Raw genomic sequence first — 21,598 nt, 5'->3', positions numbered from 1 at the left:
GCGCTCAACGTTCGGTTGTCGGGGGACGGGAGCCGTTTGCGTTGGGTGCTACCGCGTGTTCCTGCGGTGATCGAACAGCCGTTCGGCTAGGATGTAATCCGCCAGGCCTCGCCCTCCCAGCGACGACTCCGCAAAACTGTCGGTGGCAGGCCGTAGCTTTCACTCGACTGATCGGACCACAACCCTCCAGGGGGAGTTCCCATGGCTATCAACGACCGCGAGAAGGCCCTCGAGACAGCCCTCGCTCAGATCGAGAGGCAGTTCGGCAAGGGCTCCGTCATGCGCCTCGGTGACGACGTCCGTGCCCCCATCGAGGTGATCCCCACGGGTTCGATCTCCCTGGACGTCGCGCTGGGCATCGGCGGGTTGCCGCGTGGCAGGATCGTCGAGATCTACGGCCCGGAGTCCTCGGGTAAGACCACGGTGGCTCTGCACGCGGTGGCCAATGCCCAGCGCGCGGGCGGCATCGCGGCGTTCATCGACGCCGAGCACGCCCTCGACCCCGAATACGCCAAGAAGCTCGGCGTCGACACCGACGCCCTGCTCGTCTCCCAGCCCGACACGGGTGAGCAGGCGCTCGAGATCGCCGACATGCTGATCAGGTCGGGCGCCGTCGACATCATCGTCATCGACTCGGTGGCCGCCCTGGTCCCCAAGGCCGAAATCGAGGGCGAGATGGGCGACAGCCACGTTGGCCTCCAGGCCCGCCTGATGTCCCAGGCCCTGCGCAAGGTCGCCGGCGCGCTCAGCAACACCGGCACCACCGCCATCTTCATCAACCAGCTCCGCGAGAAGATCGGCGTCATGTTCGGCTCGCCCGAGACCACGACCGGCGGTAAGGCGCTCAAGTTCTACGCCTCGGTCCGCCTCGACATCCGCCGCATCGAGACGCTCAAGGACGGCACGGAGGCGGTCGGCAACCGTACACGGGTCAAGGTCGTCAAGAACAAGATGGCCCCGCCCTTCCGGGTCGCCGACTTCGACATCCTCTACGGCGTGGGCGTCTCCCGCGAGGGCGGCCTCATCGACATGGGTGTCGAGCACGGCTTCGTCCGCAAGTCCGGCGCCTGGTACACCTACGAGGGCGACCAGCTCGGCCAGGGCAAGGAGAATGCCCGCAACTTCCTGAAGAACCACCCCGACATGTCCAACGAGATCGAGAAGAAGATCAAGGACAAGCTCGGCGTCGGCCCTCGCTTGGACGCCCCCGCCGAGGCCCCCGCGGCCCCGGCCGCCCCGGCCGCCGCTCCCTCGGGCCGCGGCGCCAAGGCCGCCGCCACGCCGAAGCCCGGTGACGTCTGATCGGTCGTCGCATGAGTGACACGGACCCGTCGCAGGCGCCCCACTCCCACGACTGGGGCGCCTGGCCCGACCTCCCCACCCCACCTCCCGGCCGCCGCCGCAACCCCACCGCCAACCCCTCCCCGCGGTCGTCAACTCCTGATGACACCTGGCCCTCCGGGTCCTGGTCCTCCTCGGACGACCCGCCCCGAGGCCGGAAACCATCCCGGAGGAAACCGTCCAGCGCAAAGCCAGTCGGAAGTGAACCGTCCGGTGGAAGGCTGCTCGGTGGCCAACCGTCCAGTGGGAAGCTGTCTCGTGGTGAGCCATCAGATGGGCTACCCGGTAGCGAGCCGTCCGGTGCGAAGCTGGCTGGTAGCGAACTGTCCGGTGCCAAGTTGTCCGGCGCTGAACCATCCAGCGGAAAGCTGTCCGGCGGGGAGTCGTCGGCAGGGTGGCCGTCGCTCAGCGAATGGCGCCAACGGCCCCGCACCCCGGCCGACCCACCACCCAGCCAGCGCACTCACGCACCTGCCGAGCCGAGCTCCGAGTTGGGCGCAGCATCGACCGCTGAGTCGTCCGGTGATTCAGGCGGCGAGTCGGGCGGCGGGCAGAGCGACGAGCGGATCTCAACTGCGTCCCAAGAAACCGCCTGGCCGCCCGCTCGGGGCAACTCACCGCCCACGGCAGGCAGTGCGTTTCCCCGGGGCGACGAGGTGCCTCCGCCTGCCCACGCCAACTCACTGTCCACCGCAGACCGCGTGTCTCCCCGAGGCCACGACGTGCCTCCGCCTGCCCAAGGCAATTCATCGTCCAACGCGGAAAACCCCTCTCCCCGAGGCGACGTACCGTTCTCCCAGGACGGGCTGTCATCCGGTGCGGGCACCGAAAGCGGTCAGTTCGAGGGCGGGTCCTATACCGGTGGCCAGGCCGACGATGATCCTTACCAGGATGGCCGGCGTGGGGGAAAGCGCTCCGGAAGAGGACGGCGATCAGGTGGGCGGGGTGGGAAGGGCGCACGTTCGGCGGGCTCTCGGGGGCGTGCTGGGTGGCTTCCTGACGGGCCCGATGAGGGGTCGGCCGCCAGTGCCGCTCCCAGCGCCGATCCTGAGTCGGTGGCTCGGGCCATCTGCCTCCGTCTGCTCACGATGGCTCCCAAGACGCGAGCCCAACTGGCCGAGGCGCTCCGTAAGCGTGACGTGCCGGATGAGGCCGCGGAGACAGTCCTCGATCGCTTCTCCGAGCTGGGCCTGATCAACGACGAGGCATTCGCCGAAGCCTGGGTCGACTCCCGCCACCACGGTCGTGGGCTCGCCAAACGCGCTCTGGCCGCGGAGCTCCGCCACCGCGGTGTCGACTCCGAGACCGTCAACGAGGCCGTGGACCGCCTCGAGCCCGACCAGGAGCTCGAAACGGCGCGCCGTCTCGTCGAACGCAAGTTGTCCTCCACCCGCGGCCTCGACCCCCAGGTCCGCACTCGCCGCCTGGCCGGAATGCTGGCCAGAAAGGGGTACGCCCCGGGACTGGCCTTCCGCGTCATCCGCGAGGCGCTGGAGACGGAGGGCGTCGAGATCGAGGACGACTTCTCCTGACCCCTCCCGGCGGGGATGCTCGGGCGGCATTGGGGTGCGGGTCGTCCGAGGGGGCGCCCGGTCTTTCGGGGCGGGGATTTGGGTCCTGCCGGTAGCGAAGGTGGTCCTCTTTCTGGTCGGGCTCGGGTTTGGTGGGAGGGCGTGCGTAGTTGCGTGTGGAGCGGCATTTCGGGGCAGAAGCGGGAAATCTGGCTGAATGACGAGATGCAAGCCCGTAAGACACGCTTGATGACTCGTTTGCTTGCTCGTGACTTGTTCGACGCATAACCTCGACGGCAGTGAGGAGTTATTCCGCGCAGTGCGGATTGCCATACCGGTGATTGACGGACGAACGAGCTCGGTGGATCGAGGCAGGCGAGGTGTCGGCTACCCCAGTCGACGCCCGGTCAGTCTTGGTTGGATATCGGTCGTGGTGAAGATGCCGTTTGGGCGATCAGCGCCGCGCATGTGACCCCTCCCGTTTTGAGGGCGCGTTACGAGTCTTGACGACGCGAGGAGGGCGGGGAGCACATGGGGCCGCTTGTCGTGGTGCTGTCGGTGGCGGTGCTCCTGCTGGCGTTCGGGATGATCGCCGCGTTGCTCATCGTCGTCCGCCGCACATCGGGCAGCGGTTCGCGAGTGCTCAAGCCGAGCCCCGAGCAGTTGCAGGCCGTACACGAGGAGCTTGAGCTGGCTCGTGAAGAGGCCGGGGAGATCCGGGGCAAGGCCGAGTCCGATGCCGAGGAGATCCTGCGCAGGTCGGCGGCCGCCGCCGAGAGCGCGGCGCGGTTGCGGAGCGAGGTCGAGGAGGAGGGGCGGATACTCAAGGCCGAGCTCAAGGAGCTCCGGGCCGACCTCGAACGCAGGGAAGGGCGGCTGGCCGAGCGCGAGCAGCGGCTCGATGAGGAGGCCAGGCGACAGGCCGAACGCGATCGCAAGCTGGGCGAGACCGAGGTCGAGCTGGCCGACCGGCGCGCGGAGCTGCTGCAGGTCGAGAACGAGCGGCGGGTGATCCTCGAGCGCGTCGCCGGGCTCACCGGGGAGCAGGCCAAGAGCGAGCTGGTCCGCGAGATCGAGAACCAGGCCAAGCGCGAGGCCGCGCTGATCGTCAGGGAGATCGAGGGCGATGCGCGCAAGGAAGGCGAGAAGCGGGCTACCAAGATCGTGACGCTGGCCGTGCAGCGGATGGCGGCCGAGCAGACGGCCGAGTCCGTGGTGAGTGTGCTGCACCTGCCCGGCGACGAGATGAAGGGCCGGATCATCGGCCGTGAGGGGCGCAACATCCGGGCGTTCGAGTCGACGACCGGCGTGAACCTGATCATCGACGACACGCCGGAAGCGGTGTTGCTGTCGTGTTTTGACCCGGTACGCCGGGAAACTGCCCGGCTCACGCTGGAGAAACTGGTCCTCGACGGCCGCATTCACCCCCAGCGCATCGAGGAGGCGCACGAGCGCAGTCGTGCGGAGGTGCAGGAGCTGTGCGCGCGGGCGGGTGATGACGCGCTGGTCGAGCTGGGCATCACGGACATGCACCCCGAGCTGACGCTGCTGCTCGGCCAGCTCCGATACCGCACCTCCTACGGACAGAATGTCCTCAAACACCTCATCGAGTCCGCGCACATCGCCGGAATCATGGCCGCCGAGCTCAAGATGGACCAGTCGCTGATGAAGCGCTGCGCCCTCCTGCACGACATCGGCAAGGCCCTGACGCACGAGGTCGAGGGCAGCCACGCGCTGATCGGGGCGGAGATCGCCCGCAGATACGGCGAGCAGGAGGACGTGGTGCACGCCATCGAGGCACACCACAACGAGGTCGAGGTCCGCACGGTCGAGGCCGTGCTCACGCAGGCGGCCGACGCGATCAGCGGCAGCCGTCCAGGTGCGCGACGGGAGTCGCTGGAGGCGTACGTCAAGCGGCTGGAGCGGCTGGAGGAGATCGCGCAGTCGTATGACGGGGTGGAGAAGGTGTTCGCCATGCAGGCGGGGCGGGAGATCCGGGTGATGGTGAAGCCGGACGCGATCGACGACATCCAGGCGCAGGTGATCGCGCGGGATGTGGCGAAGCAGGTTGAGGAGGAGCTGACCTATCCGGGCCAGATCCGCATCACCGTCGTCCGGGAGTCGCGCGCGACCGAGTTCGCGCGCTGAGGTTCGCGATCAGTGCTTTCCGTGCTGAAAGTCAATGGCTTTAGAGGCTCTTTTGGGAACTCCTTCGGGCTGATCGCCGCACTGCGTGCCGTTGGCCCGCTGGGTTCGCCGTAGACCGATGCAGACCAGCACAGATATGACCCCGCTTCCGGGGGCTCAGACTCCGGGATGGCCGTGATCACCTTGTGCGGGTAGCTGGTGGGTGCCGTGCGGCCCACCTTCCCGTCCGCCGTCCCGAAGACGAGCGGTGGGCGACGGCAGACGGGAAGGCTGCGCGATTGACCATACTTCATTAAACAGAGTATGGTTGCCGGGCATGTCAGCAAGATCTACATTGGCGCTGATCGTGATGGTCGCGTCCACGGCCTCCGACCGGGGCACGGGGGACGGCCCGCAGCACGTCCAGGCGGGCGACTGTTGCGGCAGTGCTCGGCGCTAGCCGCAAGGGTCGCTTGCGGCCGGACCCGCGCGACCTGCCGGATCCGACGGTAGCCGGTTCGTACGCGAGCCACGGAAGAAGCAGATCACGCGCGCCCGCGAGAGCGCCGGACGCCACCACGAGCCGTACAGGTGCCTCGGCGGTCGCGTGCGCGCGTGACGTTGACATACGGGGAGACCAGCCATGAACACCATCAGGAAGACCGCCTTGCTCCTGGTTGCGACGGCCGTGCTCAGCGGCTGCGGGGGCGACGCCGAGCCGACTGCGAAGAGCGCTTCACCTGCCTCGAAGCCGGCCGCGACGACACAGGAGAAGAGACGCCAGTTCCAGTCCGTCAAGGCGGACTGCATGAAGCAGAAGGGCTTCAAGTACATCGCCTACGTGCCGGCCGAAGATCCCGACACCGAGGGGGAGCGCAAGCGCAGAGCCGGCGACTATGAGGCGTTGAAGGCCCAGCGGGCGAAGTACGGCTTCGGGGTCTTCTCGTTATTCGTCTACCCGAAGGGCCCAGACGCTCCCGACAGCATGCCCGACCTCTCCGGGGACGACCCCAACGACAAAATCCGGGCGAAGCTCTCCCCAGCTCAGCGCACGAGCTACTGGAAGGCCATGACCGCCTGCTTCGTCGTCGCGGCCAAGCAGGTCCTCGGCAAGAAGGTGACGTCCGACCAAGACCTGCTCGAACAGAGCGAGGCCGTCACGGGACCGGCGTATGAGCGTGAGATCGACGGCGACCCCGAGCTGATCAAGCTGGCATCGAGCATGGCCACGTGCCTGACGGGCAAGGGATACAAGGTCTCCAGCACCGTGCCGTCGGAACTGTGGCAGCGTGGCTGGAGGGAGTTCCTCGACCAGGAGGACCGGATCGGTCGCCGGCAGCGCGAGGACGTTCCCGACGTGCCGTCGCCCCCCAAGAAGGGCGAGCCCAAGCGGACCTTCGGAGCCACGCTCACGCCCGCCCAGGCCAAGCCGTACCTGGCCAAGGAGGTCAAGGCCGCTCTGGACGATCTGGAGTGCGGCAAGGACTTCTATCGGGTCTACACCCCCAAGGCGGAGGCCATCGATCAGAAGATCACTGCGGAATTCGGCTTCTGACGCGGTCACGCTTTTGGGCCCCGGCTTCCCGGCCCGGCAATCTACGCTCCGCTGGGCGCCCTGCGCGAAGCCGCGAGACCCTCGGCACAGCCAGCGCCGAGGGTCTCTGCTCCGATCACAGGCGCCGGACTCGGCCGTGCCACGGCTCGCCGACGCGGCGCTCGGAGGGCGGGGCGGGGGAGTGGAGGGCGGGGGAGTGGGCGGCGGGAGGGAGAGGTGGGGCGTGGTCGGAACGGGAGGGGGTTCGCTTCGACTGCATTGCGCTGCGGGCGCCCTCACCCGTCGCACATCCCCGGCCACACGCCCCACGACGGGGTCAGGTCAGGCGGATGCGTGGGTCCAGGAGGCCGTAGGTGATGTCCACCAGGAGGTTGGCCACGACGACGGCCGTGGTGGCGAGGACGACGACGCCCATGATGACCGGGAGGTCGCCGCTGACGAATGCCTGCACCACAGCCTGCCCGATGCCGCCGAGCCCGAAGACCGACTCCGTCACCACCACCCCGCCGATCAGCGTGCCCACGTCGACGCCGAGTTGCGTCACCACCGGCGTCAGGGCGGCGCGTAAGCCGTGCCGGTAGATGACCTGGCCTTCGGGGACGCCCTTGGCGCGGGCGGTGCGGATGTAGTCCTCGCCGAGGATGTCCAGCATCGACCCGCGCGTCAGGCGTACGTAGGAGGCGGCCTGGACCATGGCGAGCGTGATCCAGGGCAGGATCAGGTGGCGGGCCCATTCGCCGGGGCTGTCGGTGAGCGGCACGTACGAGTCCGGAGGCAGCAGCGGCGCCCCGGCCATGGAGAGCTGGAAGAACAGGAAGTACAACAGCAGCAGGCCGACCACGAAGGTGGGCATGGACACGGCGGCCAGGGCCAGGAACGTCACGACGCGGTCCAGCAGGGAGCGCGCCCGGGTGGCGCTGAGGACTCCGGCGCCCACGCCGATGACGACCCAGAGGATGGCGCCGCCGATCACGAGCGAGGCCGTGGGCGGGAAGTCCTGGGAGAGGAGCTTGCCGATGGATTCGCCGGAGAAGTACGACTGGCCGAGGTCGCCGTGGATGAGGCGGTTCAGGTAGTCCAGGTACTGGACGAGGATCGGGCGGTCCAGGCCGAGGTTGTGGCGGATGAGCTCCACCTGCTCGGGGGTGGCCTGGCGGCCGGCCAGCGTCCTGGCGGGGTCGCTGGGGGCGACGAAGAACAGCAGGAACGTGCCCAGCGTGACGAGCCACAGGACGAGCACGCCGAGCAGCGCCCGACGGATCAGGAATCTGCGGAGCATCAGGCCCCCTTACGACGACGAGGGCGGCGGCCGTCACGGTCAAGGCGGCCAAGGCGGTTACGGCGGCCGCGGCGGCTGAACAGGCGTTCCATGCGTGGGTCGATGGCGTCCCTGATGCCGTCGCCGACCAGGTTGAAGGCGAGCGTGGTGAGCAGCAGGGTGGCCGCGGGGAAGCCCAGGTACCAGTAGGCGACCCGGTAGAAGCCCTGCGCCTCACTGAGCAGGTTGCCCCAGGAGGGGGTGGGCGGCACGATGCCGAGCCCGAGGAAGGACAGCGTCGACTCGAAGACGATGGCCGCCGGCACGAGCAGTGTGGTCAGGACGATGACCGGGGCGAGCAGGTTCGGCAGGATGTCGACGAACATGATCCGGAGATCGCCGCAGCCGATGGACCGGGCGGCCTCGACGTACTCGCGCTCCTTCAGTGAGAGCGTCTGGCCGCGCACGACCCGCGCGATGGCCGCCCACGAGTAGAAGGCGATCACCCCGATCGTCGCGGTCAGCGACGGCCCGGCGATCGAGACGACCGCGATCGCGAAGATCAGGTACGGGAACGACAGCACCACGTCCATGAGCCGGGACAGCACGGTGTCGATGACGCCGCCGTAGTAGCCGGCCAGCAGGCCGACGATGACGCCCACCAGCGCCGCCAGCCCGGTGGCGACCACGCCGACCAGCAGCGAGACCCGCGCCCCGTACAGAACCCTGATGAACAGGTCGCGGCCGAGCCGGTCGGTGCCGAACCAGAACGTGCCGTTCGGCGCGATCGGCAGCCCCTGCGCGGTGATGCCGGTGTCGCGGAACTGCTCGTCCGGGTCGTGGCCGTTCCACGCGGCGATGAGCGGGGCCGCCAGCGCCAGCAGGCAGAGCAGGACCACGGTCAGGCCGGAGACCAGCGCGACCTTGTCGGTCCTGATCCTGGCCCAGGCGAGCTGCCACGGGCTGCGGCCGGCGATCGTCCGGTCGCTGACCGCGTCCGGTCTGATCTCGGTGAGCGTCATGCGAGCCTCCTCCCGGAGCCGGAGCCGGAGCCGGAGCCGGAGCCGGAGCCGGAGCCGGAGCCGGAGCCGGAACCGGAGCCGGAACCGGAACCGGAAGCGGAAGCGGAAGCGGAGCCGGAACCGGAAGCGGAGCCGGAACCGGAAGCGGAGCCGGAACCGGAAGCGGTCAGGTCCTCGCCTGCCTCGACGGGGAAGTGGCAGGCCACCAGGTGGTCCCGGAGCGCCAGCGGGGGCTCCTCCGAAGAGCAGCGGTCCCGCGTCTTCGGGCACCGTGGATGGAAGCGGCAGCCGGACGGCGGGTCGATCGGCGAGGGGACGTCGCCCGTGAGGATGATGCGCCGCCGCCGTTCGGCCTCGTCCGGGTCGGCCACTGCCGTGGCGGAAAGGAGGGCGTTCGTGTAGGGATGTCGGGGATGTTCGTGCAGCTCGTCGGCCCCCGCGAGCTCGACGATCTTGCCCAGGTACATGACCGCGATCCGGTCACTGATGTGCCGCACCACCGACAGGTCGTGCGCGATGAACAGGTACGTCAGCCCGAACTCGTCCTGCAAATCCTTCAGCAGGTTGAGGATCTGCGCCTGGATGGACACATCCAGCGCGGACACCGGCTCGTCGCAGATGATCAACCGGGGCCGCAGCGCGAGCGCCCTGGCCACCCCGATCCGCTGCCGCTGCCCACCGGAGAACTCCGCGGGGAACCGGTTGTAGTGCTCGGGGTTGAGCCCCACCCGTTCCATCAGCTCCTGCACGGTACGGCGCAGCTCGGCGCCGCGGCTCACCCGGTGGACCACGAGCGGGTCGGCGATGATCGAGCCGACGCGCCGGCGCGGGTTCAGTGAGCCGTAGGGGTCCTGGAAGATGACCTGGATGTCGCGCCGGTAGGCCCGCATCCTGGCTCTGGGCAGGTTCGTGATGTCGTCGCCGTCGAAGCGGACCCGGCCCGAGGTGATCGGATGCAGGCCCGCGACGCAGCGGGCGAGCGTGGACTTGCCGCAGCCGGTCTCGCCGACCAGCCCGAGCGTCTCGCCCGGCGACAGGTCGAAGCTCACCCCGTCGACCGCGCGCACCTGCCCGATCGTCTGCTTGACCAGCAGGCCGGTGGTGATGGGGAAGTGTTTGACGACGTTCTCGACTTCGAGAAGCATCAGGCCTCCTTCGCCTGCAGTCGCAGCGCGTCGGCCTCCGGGCCGAGCCCGACCGCCTCGTGGGGCAGCCAGCAGGCCGAGGCGTGCCCGTCGCCGCCGGTGACCCTGGACAGCGGCGGCCGCTCGGCCGCGCAGACCGGCATGGCGTACGGGCAGCGCGGGTGGAAGGCGCAGCCCGAGGGGAGGTCGATCAGCGACGGCGGGGAGCCGGGGATGGGCCGCAGCCGTTCGCCCCGGGCCCCGGTGCTGCCCGGGATCGACTCCAGCAGGCCCTTGGTGTAGGGGTGGTGCGGGCGGTAGTAGAGGGTACGCCGGTCGGCCCGCTCGGCCACCAGGCCCGCGTACATGACCAGCACCTCGTCGGCGATCCCCGCCACGACGCCGAGATCATGGGTGATGAGGATGAGCGCGATGTCGAACTCGGCCTGGACCCGGCCGATGAGCTCGAGGATCTGCGCCTGGACGGTCGCGTCGAGCGCGGTGGTCGGCTCGTCCGCGACGATGAGCTTCGGATTCAGCGCCAGCGACATGGCGATCATCGCGCGCTGCCGCATGCCGCCGGAGAACTGGTGCGGATAGTCGTCCACCCGCCGGTCCGGCCGGGGGATGCCGACCAGGCCGAGCAGTTCGATCGCGCGCTTGCGGGCCTCGGCGCGGCTGGTGTCGGGCCGGTGGACGTGGAAGAGCTCCTCGATCTGCCGGCCGACCTTGTAGAGCGGGTGCAGGCTGGTCAGCGGGTCCTGGAAGACGACGCTGATCTCCGCCCCGCGGATGCGGCGTAGCTGCTCGCGGTCCAGTTCGAGCAGGTCCACCCCTTCGAACAGGGCGGTGCCGGATATGTCGGCTCCGGGGGAGAGGCCGAGGATGGCCTGGGTGCTCACGGTCTTGCCGCTCCCGGACTCGCCGACGATCGCCAGCGTCCGGCCGCGGTCGACGGTGAACGACAGTCCCCGCACCGCCTGGACCAGGCCGTCGGAGGTGGGGAAGGTCACCTTCAGGTCCGTCACCTCTAGCAGGCTCATGTTCCTCCCTAGCGGCGCCCCGTGGGAGTCCCACGGGGCGCCGCACGGTCATGGCGAGTTGGGGTCAAGCCAGAGGTTGGTGATGTCGTAGACCTGGAACGCGGGCAGATACAGCGCGTTGCGCACCCGCTTGCTCTTGTAGATCGGCGTGTTCTGGTTGCCGAACGGCACGATCACCGCGTCGGCCATCACCGTCTGGTCGACCTGGTGCCAGAGGCCGGCCGCCTTGGCCGCGTCGGGCTCGGCCAGCGCCTGCTTGATGAGGGTGTCCACCTTCGGGTTGCTGTAGCAGCCGTAGTTGCTCGTGCCCGGCGTGCAGTTGGTCTGGAACAGCGGCTGGGAGACGGCGCGGCCGTTGTTGCCGTACCAGTCGGGCACCCAGCCGGGGGCTGAGATGTCCCACTTGCTGTCCTTGGCGATGGTCGGGTTCTGCAGGAAGGCGCCGTAGTAGTCGCCCTGCCGTACGGGCAGGCCCTTGACGGTGATCCCGCACTTCTGCAGGTCGGCCGAGTAGGACTGGAAGTTGGCCGGGTGGTTGCCCGCGTTGCGGAACGCGCCGATGAGGGTCATCCCGTTCGGGTAGCCCGCCTCGGCGAGCAGCTGCTTGCACTTGGCCGGGTCACCCTGGTCACCGGGCGTCGGGTACGGGTTGTACTCCTGGTAGCCGATGTTGCCCGGTGGGATGGCCGTGTGCAGCGGGGTCGCCACGTCGGCACCGCCGTAGATCTTGGCGATGGCCACCTTGTTGATCGCGTACTCGATGGCCTGGCGCACCTTGAGCTTGCCCATGGCGCCGTTCTCGTTCTTGCTCTGCTGGTTGAACACCAGATACGGGTTCGTCACGGCGCCCGGGAAGATCTTGAAGTCGGGGTCGCCGCTCTTCAGCCGTGGGATCTGGGCGGTCGGCACCGGCAGGTCCCAGGACAGGTCCGCGCTGCCCGCCTCGATCTGCTGCTGCACCGCGTCGGGCTCGGTGACGCCCATCTTGACGTCGACGGCGTTGGCGTACTGGTGCCTGATCGGGTCGGCCGCCTGTGTCCAGGCGGGGTTCCTCTCCAGCCTGATCGACTTGGTGGCCACGTACTGGGTGATCTTGTACGGGCCGTCGGAGATCACGTGCTGGCGGAAGGTGGCGTCGTCCGGGACGTACTGGTCGTACTCCTGGGGCGCGGCCGAGGAGAAGTTCAGCGACAGGATGTTGAGGAAGTCGCCCGCCGGCTGGACCAGCGTGAACACGATCGTCTTGTCATCCTTGGCCCGCACGCCGGCGATGTCGTGCGAGTTCTGGAAGGCGGCCAGCGCCGCCGCCGTGGGCTTGGCCTGCTCGAACGCCTTGCCGTAGGCCGCGCAGTAGGCGGCCATCCCCTTGATCGTGCTGGTGTAGTAGCCGGGCGCGCCCGCTCCGGCCACCGGGTTGCAGAGGCGCTTGAAGCCGCGGACGAAGTCGCCCGCGGTCACGGTCCGCGGCGGCTGGGTGTCCCAATGGACGCCGTCGCGCAGCTTGATCGTGTACGTGAGGCCGTCGGAGCTGAGGCCGCCGTTCGCGGTCGTCGGCAGCTCGGCGGCGACGTCGGGGACGACGGCGAAGCCCTTGGTGGTGTCGGCCTCCTTGGCCACGCCGCTCAGGTTGAACAGCTGGCGCGCGTAAGCGCGCATGATGCCGTTGGTGACCGTGTAGTAGGCGCTGGTGGGATCGAGATGGTCGACGTCGCCGCCGCCCACCAGCCTGATCGTGCCGCCCGACAAGGGCTTGCCGGTGTCCTGGGCCGCTGTCGGTGGTGCCGAGCCGTTCGTGCCGGTGTCCGTGGCGCAGGCGGCGGCGAGCAGACTTGCCGCGGCCACCACGGCGATGCTGAGATGGCGCAAGCTGGCCATCTGGCCCTCCCTCGTGCCGAGATGGGGATATGTGGCTGGCCAGTGGGGCGCGCTTCGTGGCCGCGAGGCGCGCCCTACGTGCTGCTCCTTCGAGCAATCCACTTGGGGAGGGCGGTGTCGAGGGCGGTTATTCAACCGTTGGCGAGTAGCGACCGCCGAGTGATACCGGTTCTGTCCAAGAACCGTGATTGATGGCGACGAAAGCGAGAATCAGCTGAAAATCTGCTGGTAGAACGCCAGCTCCGCAGCCAGGGCGGTGGCCCGCGTCTCGGTGCGCCGGAAACCGTGCGACTCACCCTCGAACGCCAGATAGGTGCACGAGACGCCGCGCTCGGCCAGCGCGTCGGCGAAGGCCGCCGACTGCTCGGGCGGCACCACGGGATCGTCGAGCCCCTGGAGCAGCAGCATCGGGCAGGAGACGCCGTCGACCAGCGCCAGCGGCTCGCGCTCGGCGTACAGCCGCGGGTCCTCCGGGCCGACCAGCCACTCCACGTAACGCGACTCGAAATCATGGGTGTGGGCATGGAGCGGGGCGAGCGCGCTGACGCCGTAGTAGGACACGCCCCCCGCGAACACGTCCGAACGGCAGCAGGCCGCCATGACGGTCCAGCCGCCCGCGCTGCCGCCGCGCACCGCGATGCGCCCGGGATCGGCCAGTCCCTCAGCCACCAGCCATTCGGCGGCCATGATCGTGTCCTCGACGTCGACGACGCCCCACTGCCCCTTCAGCCGATCGCGATAAGCCCGGCCGTAGCCGCTGGACCCGCCGTAGTTGACGTCGAGCACGCCGATGCCGCGTGAGGTGAGGTACGCCTTCTCCAGGTCGAGCGCCGTGCCCTCGTGCGCCGTCGGACCGCCGTGCACGAAGAGCACGTAAGGAGGAGCCTCCTCCGAGTCCTCGGCGGCCGGGTTGGACGGCGGATAGAGGAAGCCGTGCACCCGGTGCCCCATCTCCACCGGTCGAGGCGTGGGCAGGCAGGCGAGGTCGGGCAGTTCGTCGACATCGCGCCTGAGGGTCTCGGCCTGGCCGGTGACGGTGTCGACGCGGATGAGCGACTTCGGGACCGCGGCGCCGTACGCGATGCCGGTCACACCGGTGCCGTCGGCGGCCAGCGCCGGATCCCACCCGTCGCCCGGCGGATCGAGGTCGGTGAGCCGGCCCGTCTGCGGGTCGAGGAGGCCGAGCCGCAGGTCGCCGCGCCCGTGCAGCACCGCGAGCCGTCCGTCGCCGAGCACGACGTAGGGCAGGCCGCCCAGCGTCCACGGCGGCCAGGCGAACTCCTCCTCCAGGGGATGGAGCGGCTTCGGCGAGAGGTCATGGAGGCCGGTCTGGTAGAGGTTCCACCAGCCGGAGCGGTCGGAGATCAGGTAGAGGTGGCCGTCGTCCTTCCAGCTGGGCGCGAGCACGGACTCGGCCGGACCGCCGCCCACGGTCCACGAGGTGCCGTCGGACAGGCGGGTGACGCGCAGCTCGGTGCCGGTCCACGGCATGAGCGGATGGTTCCAGGTGATGTAAGCGAGATGCCGTCCATCGGGGGAGATGGCGGGAGAGGCGTAGAAGTCGCCGCCGGTGACCCATTCGCGGGTCTCACCGCCGCCGATCGGGATGGAGACGACGGCCCTGGTCGTCTTCCCGTCGTCGGTGTGCCGCTCGCGTACGCACCAGACCTGATCGTCGCGGACCAGCAGGTCGGCGTAGCGGTCGCCGTCGGGGGTGAGCGGGACGGGCTCGTCGGCGCGCTCGGCGAGGTCGTTGAGGCCTTCGCGGTCGGCGAGATCGGCGCGGTCGGCGAGATCACTGAGGCCTTCGCGGTCGGCGAGATCGGCGCGGTCGGTACGGCCGGCGCGGTCCTTGAGCAGGTAGAGGCGCTGGTCGGCGAGACAGGCGAAGATCACATCGCCCTCGGGGGTCACCGCGTAGGGCCGCCCGCCGTATTCGTGCACGCGGGTGCGGGCGCTCCACGGCTCGGGCAGCAGCTCGCGGCAGGTGCCGTCGGCGGCGCGGTGCATGATCGTGGTGCGCCCGCCCTGGTCAGGGCGGTCCTCCGTCCACCACACCTGGCCGTCGAGCGCGATCGGCCAGCCGAGCCGCCGGCTGGACCGGGCGACGTCGGTGGTCGAGATGGGGGAGCGCCAGAAGGGCATAGACGCATCCTGCCGGAAGATCGGCAAGAGTGCGGGGTGATCACCTCACTCCGGTGACCACCCCGCTTCGATCACCGTTGTCCGGTGACCACCTCACTCCGGTCACCCGTTGACCGCGGTGACCTGCTTGATGACCTCAGCCCTACGCCACAGCGCCGTCAGGAGCCGGCCGGCCCGACGGCAGGCCCGCCACCGCGCCCGGCGGCGCGATCGGCGGGGCCGTGGTCTTGCGGCTGCGGCGGCTGCGCTTCTCCAGCCAGGTGGCGAACGCGCTGAGCGCCATGGCCATGAGGATGTAGATGACGCCGATGACGATCGCCGACACCAGCTTCGTGCCGGGATAGACCGACGGCAGCGTCTTGAAGCCCATGTTGAGCAGGTCGACGTAGACGATGAAGTAGCCCAGCGCGGTGTCCTTGAGCAGGACCACGAGCTGGCTGACGACCGCCGGCATCATCACCGTGAGGCCCTGCGGCAGCAGGACCAACCGCATCACGCCGCCCTTGCGCAGCCCGATCGCGTACGCCGCCTCGGACTGGCCCTTCGGGAGCGAGTTGATGCCCGCCCTGACCACCTCGGCCAGCACCGACCCGTTGTAGAGGGTCAGCCCGAGCACGATCGCGAACAGCGCGTAGTCCCCGCCGCCGAACAGGTCCGGCGCCAGGTACCAGATGAAGAAGATCAGCAGGAGCAGCGGGATCGCCCGGAAGAGCTCCACGATCCAGGCGGCGGGAATCCTGACCCACCGGTGGTCGGAGAGCCTGGCGATGCCGAAGACCGCACCGAACAGCAGCGCGAAGACCGCGCCCAGCGCGGCGGCCGCCAGCGTGCCCAGCAGTCCGGGCAGGATGAAGTCCACCCAGACGACCTGGGTGGTGAACGGCTCCCAGATCTTGCCGTCGAACTGGCCCTTCTCGTCGAACTTCAGCAGCACCCAGCCGAGGGCCGCCAGCAGGACCAGCGCGGAAACCCCGGTGATGATGTGGTTGCGCAGCCTGCCGCGCGGGCCAGGCGTGTCGAAGAGTACGGACGCGCTCATCGGGCCACCGCCAATCTCCTGGCCAGCCAGCCGGTGTACCAGCCGATCGGCAGGATGAGAATCAGGAACGCGACCACGATGCCGAGGAAGATGGGAATCGAGACGCCGGTGGTGTCGAAGGTCGTCCGCATCACGTTGGAGACTTCGACGGTGTAACCGGCGGCCGCCACCACGGTCGTGTTCTTGATCATGGCGATCAGGACGCTGCCCAGCGGGGCGATGACCGCCCTGAACGCCTGCGGGAAGATGACGAGCGTGATCGACTGGCTGAAGGTGAGCCCGATCGCGCGGGCCGCCTCCGCCTGCCCCATGGGCACGGTGTTGATGCCGGACCGCAGCGCCTCGCAGACGAACGCCGCGGTGTAGGCCGACATGCCCAGCACGGCCAGCCAGAACGAGTTCGTCAGCGGCACCTCGGTGGAGAAGATCAGCCCGAGGGTGTCGCTGAGCCCGAGATAGCAGAAGGCCAGCACCAGCGTGAGCGGGGTGTTGCGCACGAGGTTGACGTACGCCGTGCCCGCGGCCCGCAGGACCGGGGTGGGCGAGACCCGCATGGCGGCCAGGATCGTGCCGACGATCAGCGAGAACACCGCGATGATCAGCGAGAGCTTAACGTTGTTCAGGAACCCGACGGCCAGGTCGGGACCGTACTGAATTAGTTCGTCCATCGTGCTCCACCAGTGAGAACGGCGGCGGCGGCCGGATCACCGGCCGCCGCGGGGGGTGAGGATCAGGCGCAACCCTCGGCCGGTGGGGCCTCCTTGGGCAGGTCCAGGCCGGTCTTGCCGAACCACTTCGTGAGCAGCTGGGTGGCCGTGCCGTCCTGCCACATCTTGGTGACGGCCTTGTTGACGGCCTCGCAGGTCGTCTTGTCGCCCTTCTTCAGGCCGATGCCGTACTTCTCGTCCGTGAACGGGTCGTTGAGCAGCTTGTACTTGCCCGGGTCCTGGCTGGAGAAGCCGGCGAGGATCAGGTTGTCGGTGGTGACCGCGTCCAGGTTGCCACCACTGAGCTTCTGCACGCACTCGGAGTAGTTGCTGGCGCCGACGAGCTTGGCGGGCAGGTTGAGCTTGCCGTCCGGCGGCGGGTCGGTGATCCGCTTGTAGGAGTTGGAGCCCTGCGCCTGACAGATCCGCTTGTCCTTGAGGTCCGTCGCCTTGGTGATGTCCGCGGCGTCGGCACGGACCATGGTGTCCTGGTGGACGACGACGTACGGGCCGCCGAAGGTCACCTTCGGCTTGCGCGCGTCAGTGATGGAGTAAGTGGCGAAGATGATGTCCACGGTGCCATTGGCGAGCAGCGCCTCGCGGTTGGACGAGGGAGACTCCTTCCAGGTGATCTTCACATCCTGGCCGCCGGCCAGCTCCTTCACGATGTACTTGGCGACGTCCACGTCGAAGCCCTCAGGGTCACCGCCACCCTTTTTCAGGCCCAGGCTCGGCTGGTCCCATTTGGTGCCGATGGTGATCTCTTTGGCTCCCTTGAGCTTGTCCACGACGGTGGTGTAGCTGCCTCCACCGCCACACGCGGCAAGACCGACCGCCATGGCCGTGACGGCGAACACGGCCCCAGTTCGACGCATCTGCATAGTGGTTACCTCAATCTTCCTGCTGCGGACTGGGATCAATGCGTGAGGATCTTCGAAAGGAAGTCCTTGGCCCGGTCTGTCTGGGCGTTGGTGAAGAACTCGTCGGGGGTGTTCTCTTCGACGATCTGCCCGTCGGCCATGAACACCACCCGGTTCGCGGCTCTTCTCGCGAACCCCATCTCATGCGTGACGACCATCATCGTCATCCCGTCGCGAGCCAGCCCGATCATGACATCGAGCACCTCCTGGACCATCTCCGGGTCCAGCGCCGACGTCGGCTCGTCGAACAGGATCATCTTCGGGTCCATGGCCAGCGCCCTGGCGATGGCGACGCGCTGCTGCTGCCCACCGGAGAGCTGCGCGGGGTATTTGTCCGCCTGCGCGGCGATGCCCACCCGTTCGAGCAGCTCCATGGCGCGCGTCTCGGCGGCGTCGCGGGCCTTCTTGCGCACCTTGATCGGCCCCAGCGTGACGTTCTCGCGAATCGTCTTGTGGGCGAACAGGTTGAACGACTGGAAGACCATGCCCACCTCGGAGCGGAGCTTGGCCAGTGCCTTGCCCTCTTCCGGCAGTGGCTGACCGTCGAAGATGATCTGCCCGCCGTCGATGGTCTCCAGCCGGTTGACGGCCCGGCACAGGGTGGACTTGCCGCCACCCGAAGGGCCGATCACGACCAGGACCTCGCCACGGGAAACGGTCAGGTTGATGTCCTTCAGGACGTGCAGTGCCCCGAAGTGCTTGTTGACGTGCTCCAACTTTACAAGTGGAGTGACGTCCCCGTTCTCCGTCATGTGCAAAACCTAGGGGCCAATAGGACGCTGGTCACTAACCGAGCGGTACCGATCCGATCACATCATGCCATCAAGCTGGCGTTTTAGATCCTACGACCGTCGCAAGCCGGACAAGGACTACCCTTGGACGTGCGATGACTGTGACCCAGGAGAGCGCCCGCACCTATGAAGTGCGCACATACGGGTGCCAGATGAACGTGCACGACTCCGAACGCCTTTCCGGCCTGCTGGAGGACGCCGGCTACGTGGCCGCGGCCGAGGGCGATACCGCCGACGTCGTGGTGTTCAACACGTGCGCCGTACGCGAGAACGCCGACAACCGCCTCTACGGCAACCTCGGCCACCTGCGACCGGCCAAGGTGAGCAACCCCCGGATGCAGATCGCCGTGGGCGGCTGCCTGGCCCAGAAGGACCAGGGCGAGATCGTCCGCAAGGCGCCGTGGGTCGACGTGGTGTTCGGCACCCACAACATCGGGGCGCTGCCGGTGCTGCTGGAGCGGGCCCGCATCCAGGGCGAGGCGCAGGTCGAGCTCAAGGAGTCGCTCGAGGTCTTCCCCTCGACGCTGCCCACCAAGCGGGAGTCCGCCTACGCCGCCTGGGTCGCGATCTCGGTCGGGTGCAACAACACCTGCACCTTCTGCATCGTGCCGTCGCTGCGCGGCAAGGAGAAGGACCGGCGTCCCGGCGACGTTCTCGCCGAAGTCCAGACATTGGTGGATCAGGGCGTTCTTGAGGTCACGCTGCTCGGCCAGAACGTCAACACCTACGGCGTCGAGTTCGGCGACCGGCTGGCGTTCGGCAAGCTCCTGCGCGCCTGCGGCACCATCGACGGGCTGGAGCGGGTCCGCTTCACCTCGCCGCACCCGGCCGCCTTCACCGACGACGTGATCGCCGCCATGGCCGAGACGCCCAACGTCATGCACCAGCTCCACATGCCGCTGCAGTCGGGCTCCTCGCGCCTGCTGAAGGAGATGCGCCGCTCCTACCGGGCCGAACGCTACCTCGGCATCATCGAGCGGGTCCGCGCGGCCATGCCCGACGCGGCCATCTCCACCGACATCATCGTCGGCTTTCCCGGCGAGACGGAGGAGGACTTCCAGGCCACCCTCGACGTCGTACGCCAGAGCCGCTTCGCCAACGCCTTCACCTTCCAGTACTCCATCCGGCCCGGCACACCCGCCGCGACCATGGACGACCAGATCCCCAAGGCGGTCGTCCAGGAGCGTTACGAGCGTCTGGTCGCGCTGCAGGAGGAGATCTCCTGGGCGGAGAACCGCAAGCAGGTGGGACGGACGCTGGAGGTCCTGGTCGCCGAGGGCGAGGGCCGCAAGGACGACGCCACTCGGCGGCTGTCCGGCCGCGCCGCCGACAACCGCCTGGTGCACTTCGCGGTCGGCGACCATACGCCGCGGCCGGGTGACATGGTCGCGGTCGAGGTCACGTACGCGGCTCCGCACCACCTGGTGGCCGACAGGCCGGTGGGGTCGGTGCGCCGTACGCGGGCGGGGGACGCCTGGGAGGCGCGACAGGGTGCCCCGGCTCCGGCCAAGGGCGTCTCACTCGGCATGCCCACCATCGGCCGCCCGCCGTCGGTGCCCGCGGCCGGGGCGTGCTCGGCTTCCTAGGGCATCGGCTTCCTGACGCTCTGCCCACAAGGGTCCGTGGGCGGTCCGTCACGCGACCGTCACGATCCCTGTGACGGTCCGTCGTGGCTGGGGGCCTTTTGGAGGGATACCCCCTTCGGGGAGAGTCATCGGCCGAGGAGTCGGTAACAGTAGTCGCGGCGGAAGTCGAGGAAGGTCGCGCACGGGTCGGTCCCCAGGGGTACGGAAGGCGCCGGTCTTCGCGTGGACGCGCTTGTCCGGGGGGCTTGCGCGGTGGCCCCGGTCGCCTGTGCGGTGGTCACGGTCGCCGGTGCGGCCGGTTCGGGGTCCGTGGTCTTCGGCGGGGTCGGCACGGACCTGGGCGCCCGTGTCCTGCCTGCCGGGCCGCTCGGCGTGGTGCTGTCCCTGCGCGCGGGCGGTGGCAGCGCTTCACCTATTCCCGGGCTTGGAGAGGGCACGGGCCGCGGGTGGGCCTCGATCTGCTTGGGCGCCCGGTCCTGCTTGGGCGGGAGGTCCTTCTCGGGCGTCAGGCCGTCCTCAGGGGTCAGGCCCTTCTCGGGAGTCGGGCCGTTCTCCGGGGGTGGGCCGTTGTCGGCGGCCAGGCTGTCGGCCGGGGTCGCGATCGAGGGCCACGACGTCGGGTTCGGAGGACGACTCGCCGGCGTCATGCTTGATCCGTGGGAAAGCCCGCTTTCCTGATCATTTTCCGGCGCCTTTTCCCGCTTGGGACTTTGCGATCCCGTGAACGCCAGGAAAATACCGAGCGCGGCGATGACGATCACCCCGGCCACACCTGCCGCGGCTGCCAGGCGGTCACGACGACCTGGTCGAATGGCATGAAGTGGTGACAAGTCGTGATTCCTTTGTGATTGGTGCGCGAGCATTCCACTCCTGCGGCTAGTGTGGTCCATCACCCGCGGAAGCCGGCGAGCTTTCCCGATACGACCGCAGGGAGTCGCAGCACCATGCAAGATCCGATGGAGCCGGATCGCCAGGAGATCCTCACCGGGCCGGGCGATATGCCGAGACCTGCCAGAAAAGCCAGGTCCACCACCAACAAAAAGACCGTCGTCATCGCCGCGTCGGCCCTTGCCGCCGTGCTCGCGGCGGGCGGCATCGGCTTCGCGCTGGCGGGCGGCCCCGCTCAGCCGACCCCGCCGAGCGGTCAGGCGGGTCAGTCGAGCCAGTCCGCCACCACCGACGAACTGCAGCAGGACGAAGAGGCGTCCATGGGCGACGCCAAGACGGACGCTCCCGACGCCGGCACCCCGTCCGACGTGGCTGACGAGCCCTTGACCGACACCGACACGGGCACCGACGACACGGCTGACACGGGTAAGGCGGACACGGGCCTCGACAAGGGGTCGGCGGGCACCGACTCACGCACCACGCCTCCGGCCCAGAACGGCAAGAAGCCCACGTCAACGCCGACCACGCCGGCGCAGGAGTCAGCGGGCGAGAGCCCTGCGGACGGCCCGGCGGGCCAGGTCATCGGACAGTGCTCGAAGAGCGGCTGCTGACCGGCCAAGCGGCTCAGCGGTTCCCCAGGCCAAGTGGCTGGGCGGTCTTCCGGCC

At 68.8% G+C, this 21,598-nt stretch carries 18 protein-coding genes; 7 read left to right on the top strand and 11 right to left on the bottom strand.

Annotated features, from left to right (window positions below; translation table 11 throughout):
- Positions 1-201 precede the first annotated feature (201 nt).
- The 4 genes from recA (at position 202) to AB0H88_RS47390 (ending at position 6,534) form a co-directional block, all read left to right on the top strand.
- The gene (gene recA / locus AB0H88_RS47405; protein WP_225290663.1) at positions 202-1,302 is read left to right on the top strand and encodes a recombinase RecA; all 1,101 of its coding nucleotides are present in this window, start codon (positions 202-204) and stop codon (positions 1,300-1,302) included.
- An 11-nt stretch (positions 1,303-1,313) separates the two neighbouring features.
- Complete coding sequence (gene recX / locus AB0H88_RS47400) at positions 1,314-2,873, top strand: recombination regulator RecX (protein WP_357656128.1); 1,560 nt, start codon at positions 1,314-1,316, stop codon at positions 2,871-2,873.
- Between the two features lie 510 nt (positions 2,874-3,383).
- Positions 3,384-5,000: a ribonuclease Y gene (gene rny, locus AB0H88_RS47395; protein WP_357656126.1), complete on the top strand. Its 1,617-nt coding sequence runs from the start codon at positions 3,384-3,386 to the stop codon at positions 4,998-5,000.
- Positions 5,001-5,622: 622 nt separating this feature from the next.
- Entirely contained in the window at positions 5,623-6,534 is a 912-nt protein-coding gene (locus AB0H88_RS47390) for a hypothetical protein (RefSeq protein WP_357656124.1), read from the top strand.
- A 316-nt stretch (positions 6,535-6,850) separates the two neighbouring features.
- Here the strand turns inward: AB0H88_RS47390 and AB0H88_RS47385 are convergent, their stop codons facing one another.
- The 10 genes from AB0H88_RS47385 to AB0H88_RS47340 all read right to left on the bottom strand — a co-directional run bounded on the left by AB0H88_RS47385 (position 6,851) and on the right by AB0H88_RS47340 (position 18,419).
- Positions 6,851-7,813, bottom strand: coding sequence for an ABC transporter permease (locus AB0H88_RS47385; protein WP_357656122.1), 963 nt, complete (start codon positions 7,811-7,813; stop codon positions 6,851-6,853).
- The gene (locus AB0H88_RS47380) at positions 7,813-8,814 is read right to left on the bottom strand and encodes an ABC transporter permease (protein ID WP_357656121.1); all 1,002 of its coding nucleotides are present in this window, start codon (positions 8,812-8,814) and stop codon (positions 7,813-7,815) included. The genes AB0H88_RS47385 and AB0H88_RS47380 overlap by 1 nt, the downstream gene beginning before the upstream one ends.
- Positions 8,811-9,959: a dipeptide ABC transporter ATP-binding protein gene (locus tag AB0H88_RS47375; RefSeq protein ID WP_357656119.1), complete on the bottom strand. Its 1,149-nt coding sequence runs from the start codon at positions 9,957-9,959 to the stop codon at positions 8,811-8,813. The genes AB0H88_RS47380 and AB0H88_RS47375 overlap by 4 nt, the downstream gene beginning before the upstream one ends.
- Positions 9,959-10,981, bottom strand: a complete 1,023-nt coding sequence (locus AB0H88_RS47370) for an ABC transporter ATP-binding protein (protein WP_357656117.1) — start codon at positions 10,979-10,981, stop codon at positions 9,959-9,961. Before AB0H88_RS47370 ends, AB0H88_RS47375 begins: the two co-directional genes overlap by 1 nt.
- 48 nt (positions 10,982-11,029) lie before the next feature.
- Positions 11,030-12,856 (bottom strand): ABC transporter substrate-binding protein, encoded by a 1,827-nt coding sequence (locus AB0H88_RS47365; protein ID WP_357656116.1) that lies wholly within the window; start codon positions 12,854-12,856, stop codon positions 11,030-11,032.
- Between the two features lie 210 nt (positions 12,857-13,066).
- Complete coding sequence (locus tag AB0H88_RS47360; RefSeq protein ID WP_357656114.1) at positions 13,067-15,001, bottom strand: prolyl oligopeptidase family serine peptidase; 1,935 nt, start codon at positions 14,999-15,001, stop codon at positions 13,067-13,069.
- Between the two features lie 142 nt (positions 15,002-15,143).
- Entirely contained in the window at positions 15,144-16,040 is an 897-nt protein-coding gene (locus tag AB0H88_RS47355; RefSeq protein WP_357656113.1) for an amino acid ABC transporter permease, read from the bottom strand.
- Positions 16,037-16,708, bottom strand: a complete 672-nt coding sequence (locus tag AB0H88_RS47350; protein ID WP_357656112.1) for an amino acid ABC transporter permease — start codon at positions 16,706-16,708, stop codon at positions 16,037-16,039. Before AB0H88_RS47350 ends, AB0H88_RS47355 begins: the two co-directional genes overlap by 4 nt.
- Before the next feature lie 62 nt (positions 16,709-16,770).
- On the bottom strand, positions 16,771-17,628 hold the full coding sequence (locus tag AB0H88_RS47345) for a glutamate ABC transporter substrate-binding protein (RefSeq protein ID WP_357656111.1): 858 nt from the start codon (positions 17,626-17,628) through the stop codon (positions 16,771-16,773).
- A 35-nt stretch (positions 17,629-17,663) separates the two neighbouring features.
- Entirely contained in the window at positions 17,664-18,419 is a 756-nt protein-coding gene (locus tag AB0H88_RS47340; protein ID WP_225290675.1) for an amino acid ABC transporter ATP-binding protein, read from the bottom strand.
- Positions 18,420-18,553: 134 nt separating this feature from the next.
- Between AB0H88_RS47340 and miaB the strand changes: the two genes are divergently transcribed.
- Positions 18,554-20,044, top strand: coding sequence for a tRNA (N6-isopentenyl adenosine(37)-C2)-methylthiotransferase MiaB (gene miaB / locus AB0H88_RS47335; RefSeq protein WP_357656110.1), 1,491 nt, complete (start codon positions 18,554-18,556; stop codon positions 20,042-20,044).
- A 125-nt stretch (positions 20,045-20,169) separates the two neighbouring features.
- Here the strand turns inward: miaB and AB0H88_RS47330 are convergent, their stop codons facing one another.
- Positions 20,170-20,691 (bottom strand): hypothetical protein, encoded by a 522-nt coding sequence (locus AB0H88_RS47330; protein ID WP_357656108.1) that lies wholly within the window; start codon positions 20,689-20,691, stop codon positions 20,170-20,172.
- 9 nt (positions 20,692-20,700) lie between these two features.
- On the opposite strand from AB0H88_RS47330, the gene AB0H88_RS47325 reads away from it, so the two are divergent.
- Both AB0H88_RS47325 and AB0H88_RS47320 read left to right on the top strand, forming a co-directional pair.
- A complete protein-coding gene (locus AB0H88_RS47325) occupies positions 20,701-20,871 on the top strand; it encodes a hypothetical protein (protein WP_357656106.1) in 171 nt (56 codons plus the stop codon).
- A gap of 117 nt (positions 20,872-20,988) precedes the next feature.
- Positions 20,989-21,543 (top strand): hypothetical protein, encoded by a 555-nt coding sequence (locus tag AB0H88_RS47320; protein WP_357656104.1) that lies wholly within the window; start codon positions 20,989-20,991, stop codon positions 21,541-21,543.
- Positions 21,544-21,598 lie beyond the last annotated feature (55 nt).

The sequence above is a fragment of the Nonomuraea sp. NPDC050680 genome (assembly GCF_040654555.1).
Classification (GTDB): Bacteria; Actinomycetota; Actinomycetes; order Streptosporangiales; family Streptosporangiaceae; genus Nonomuraea.
This window is presented reverse-complemented; position numbering and strand designations above follow the sequence as displayed.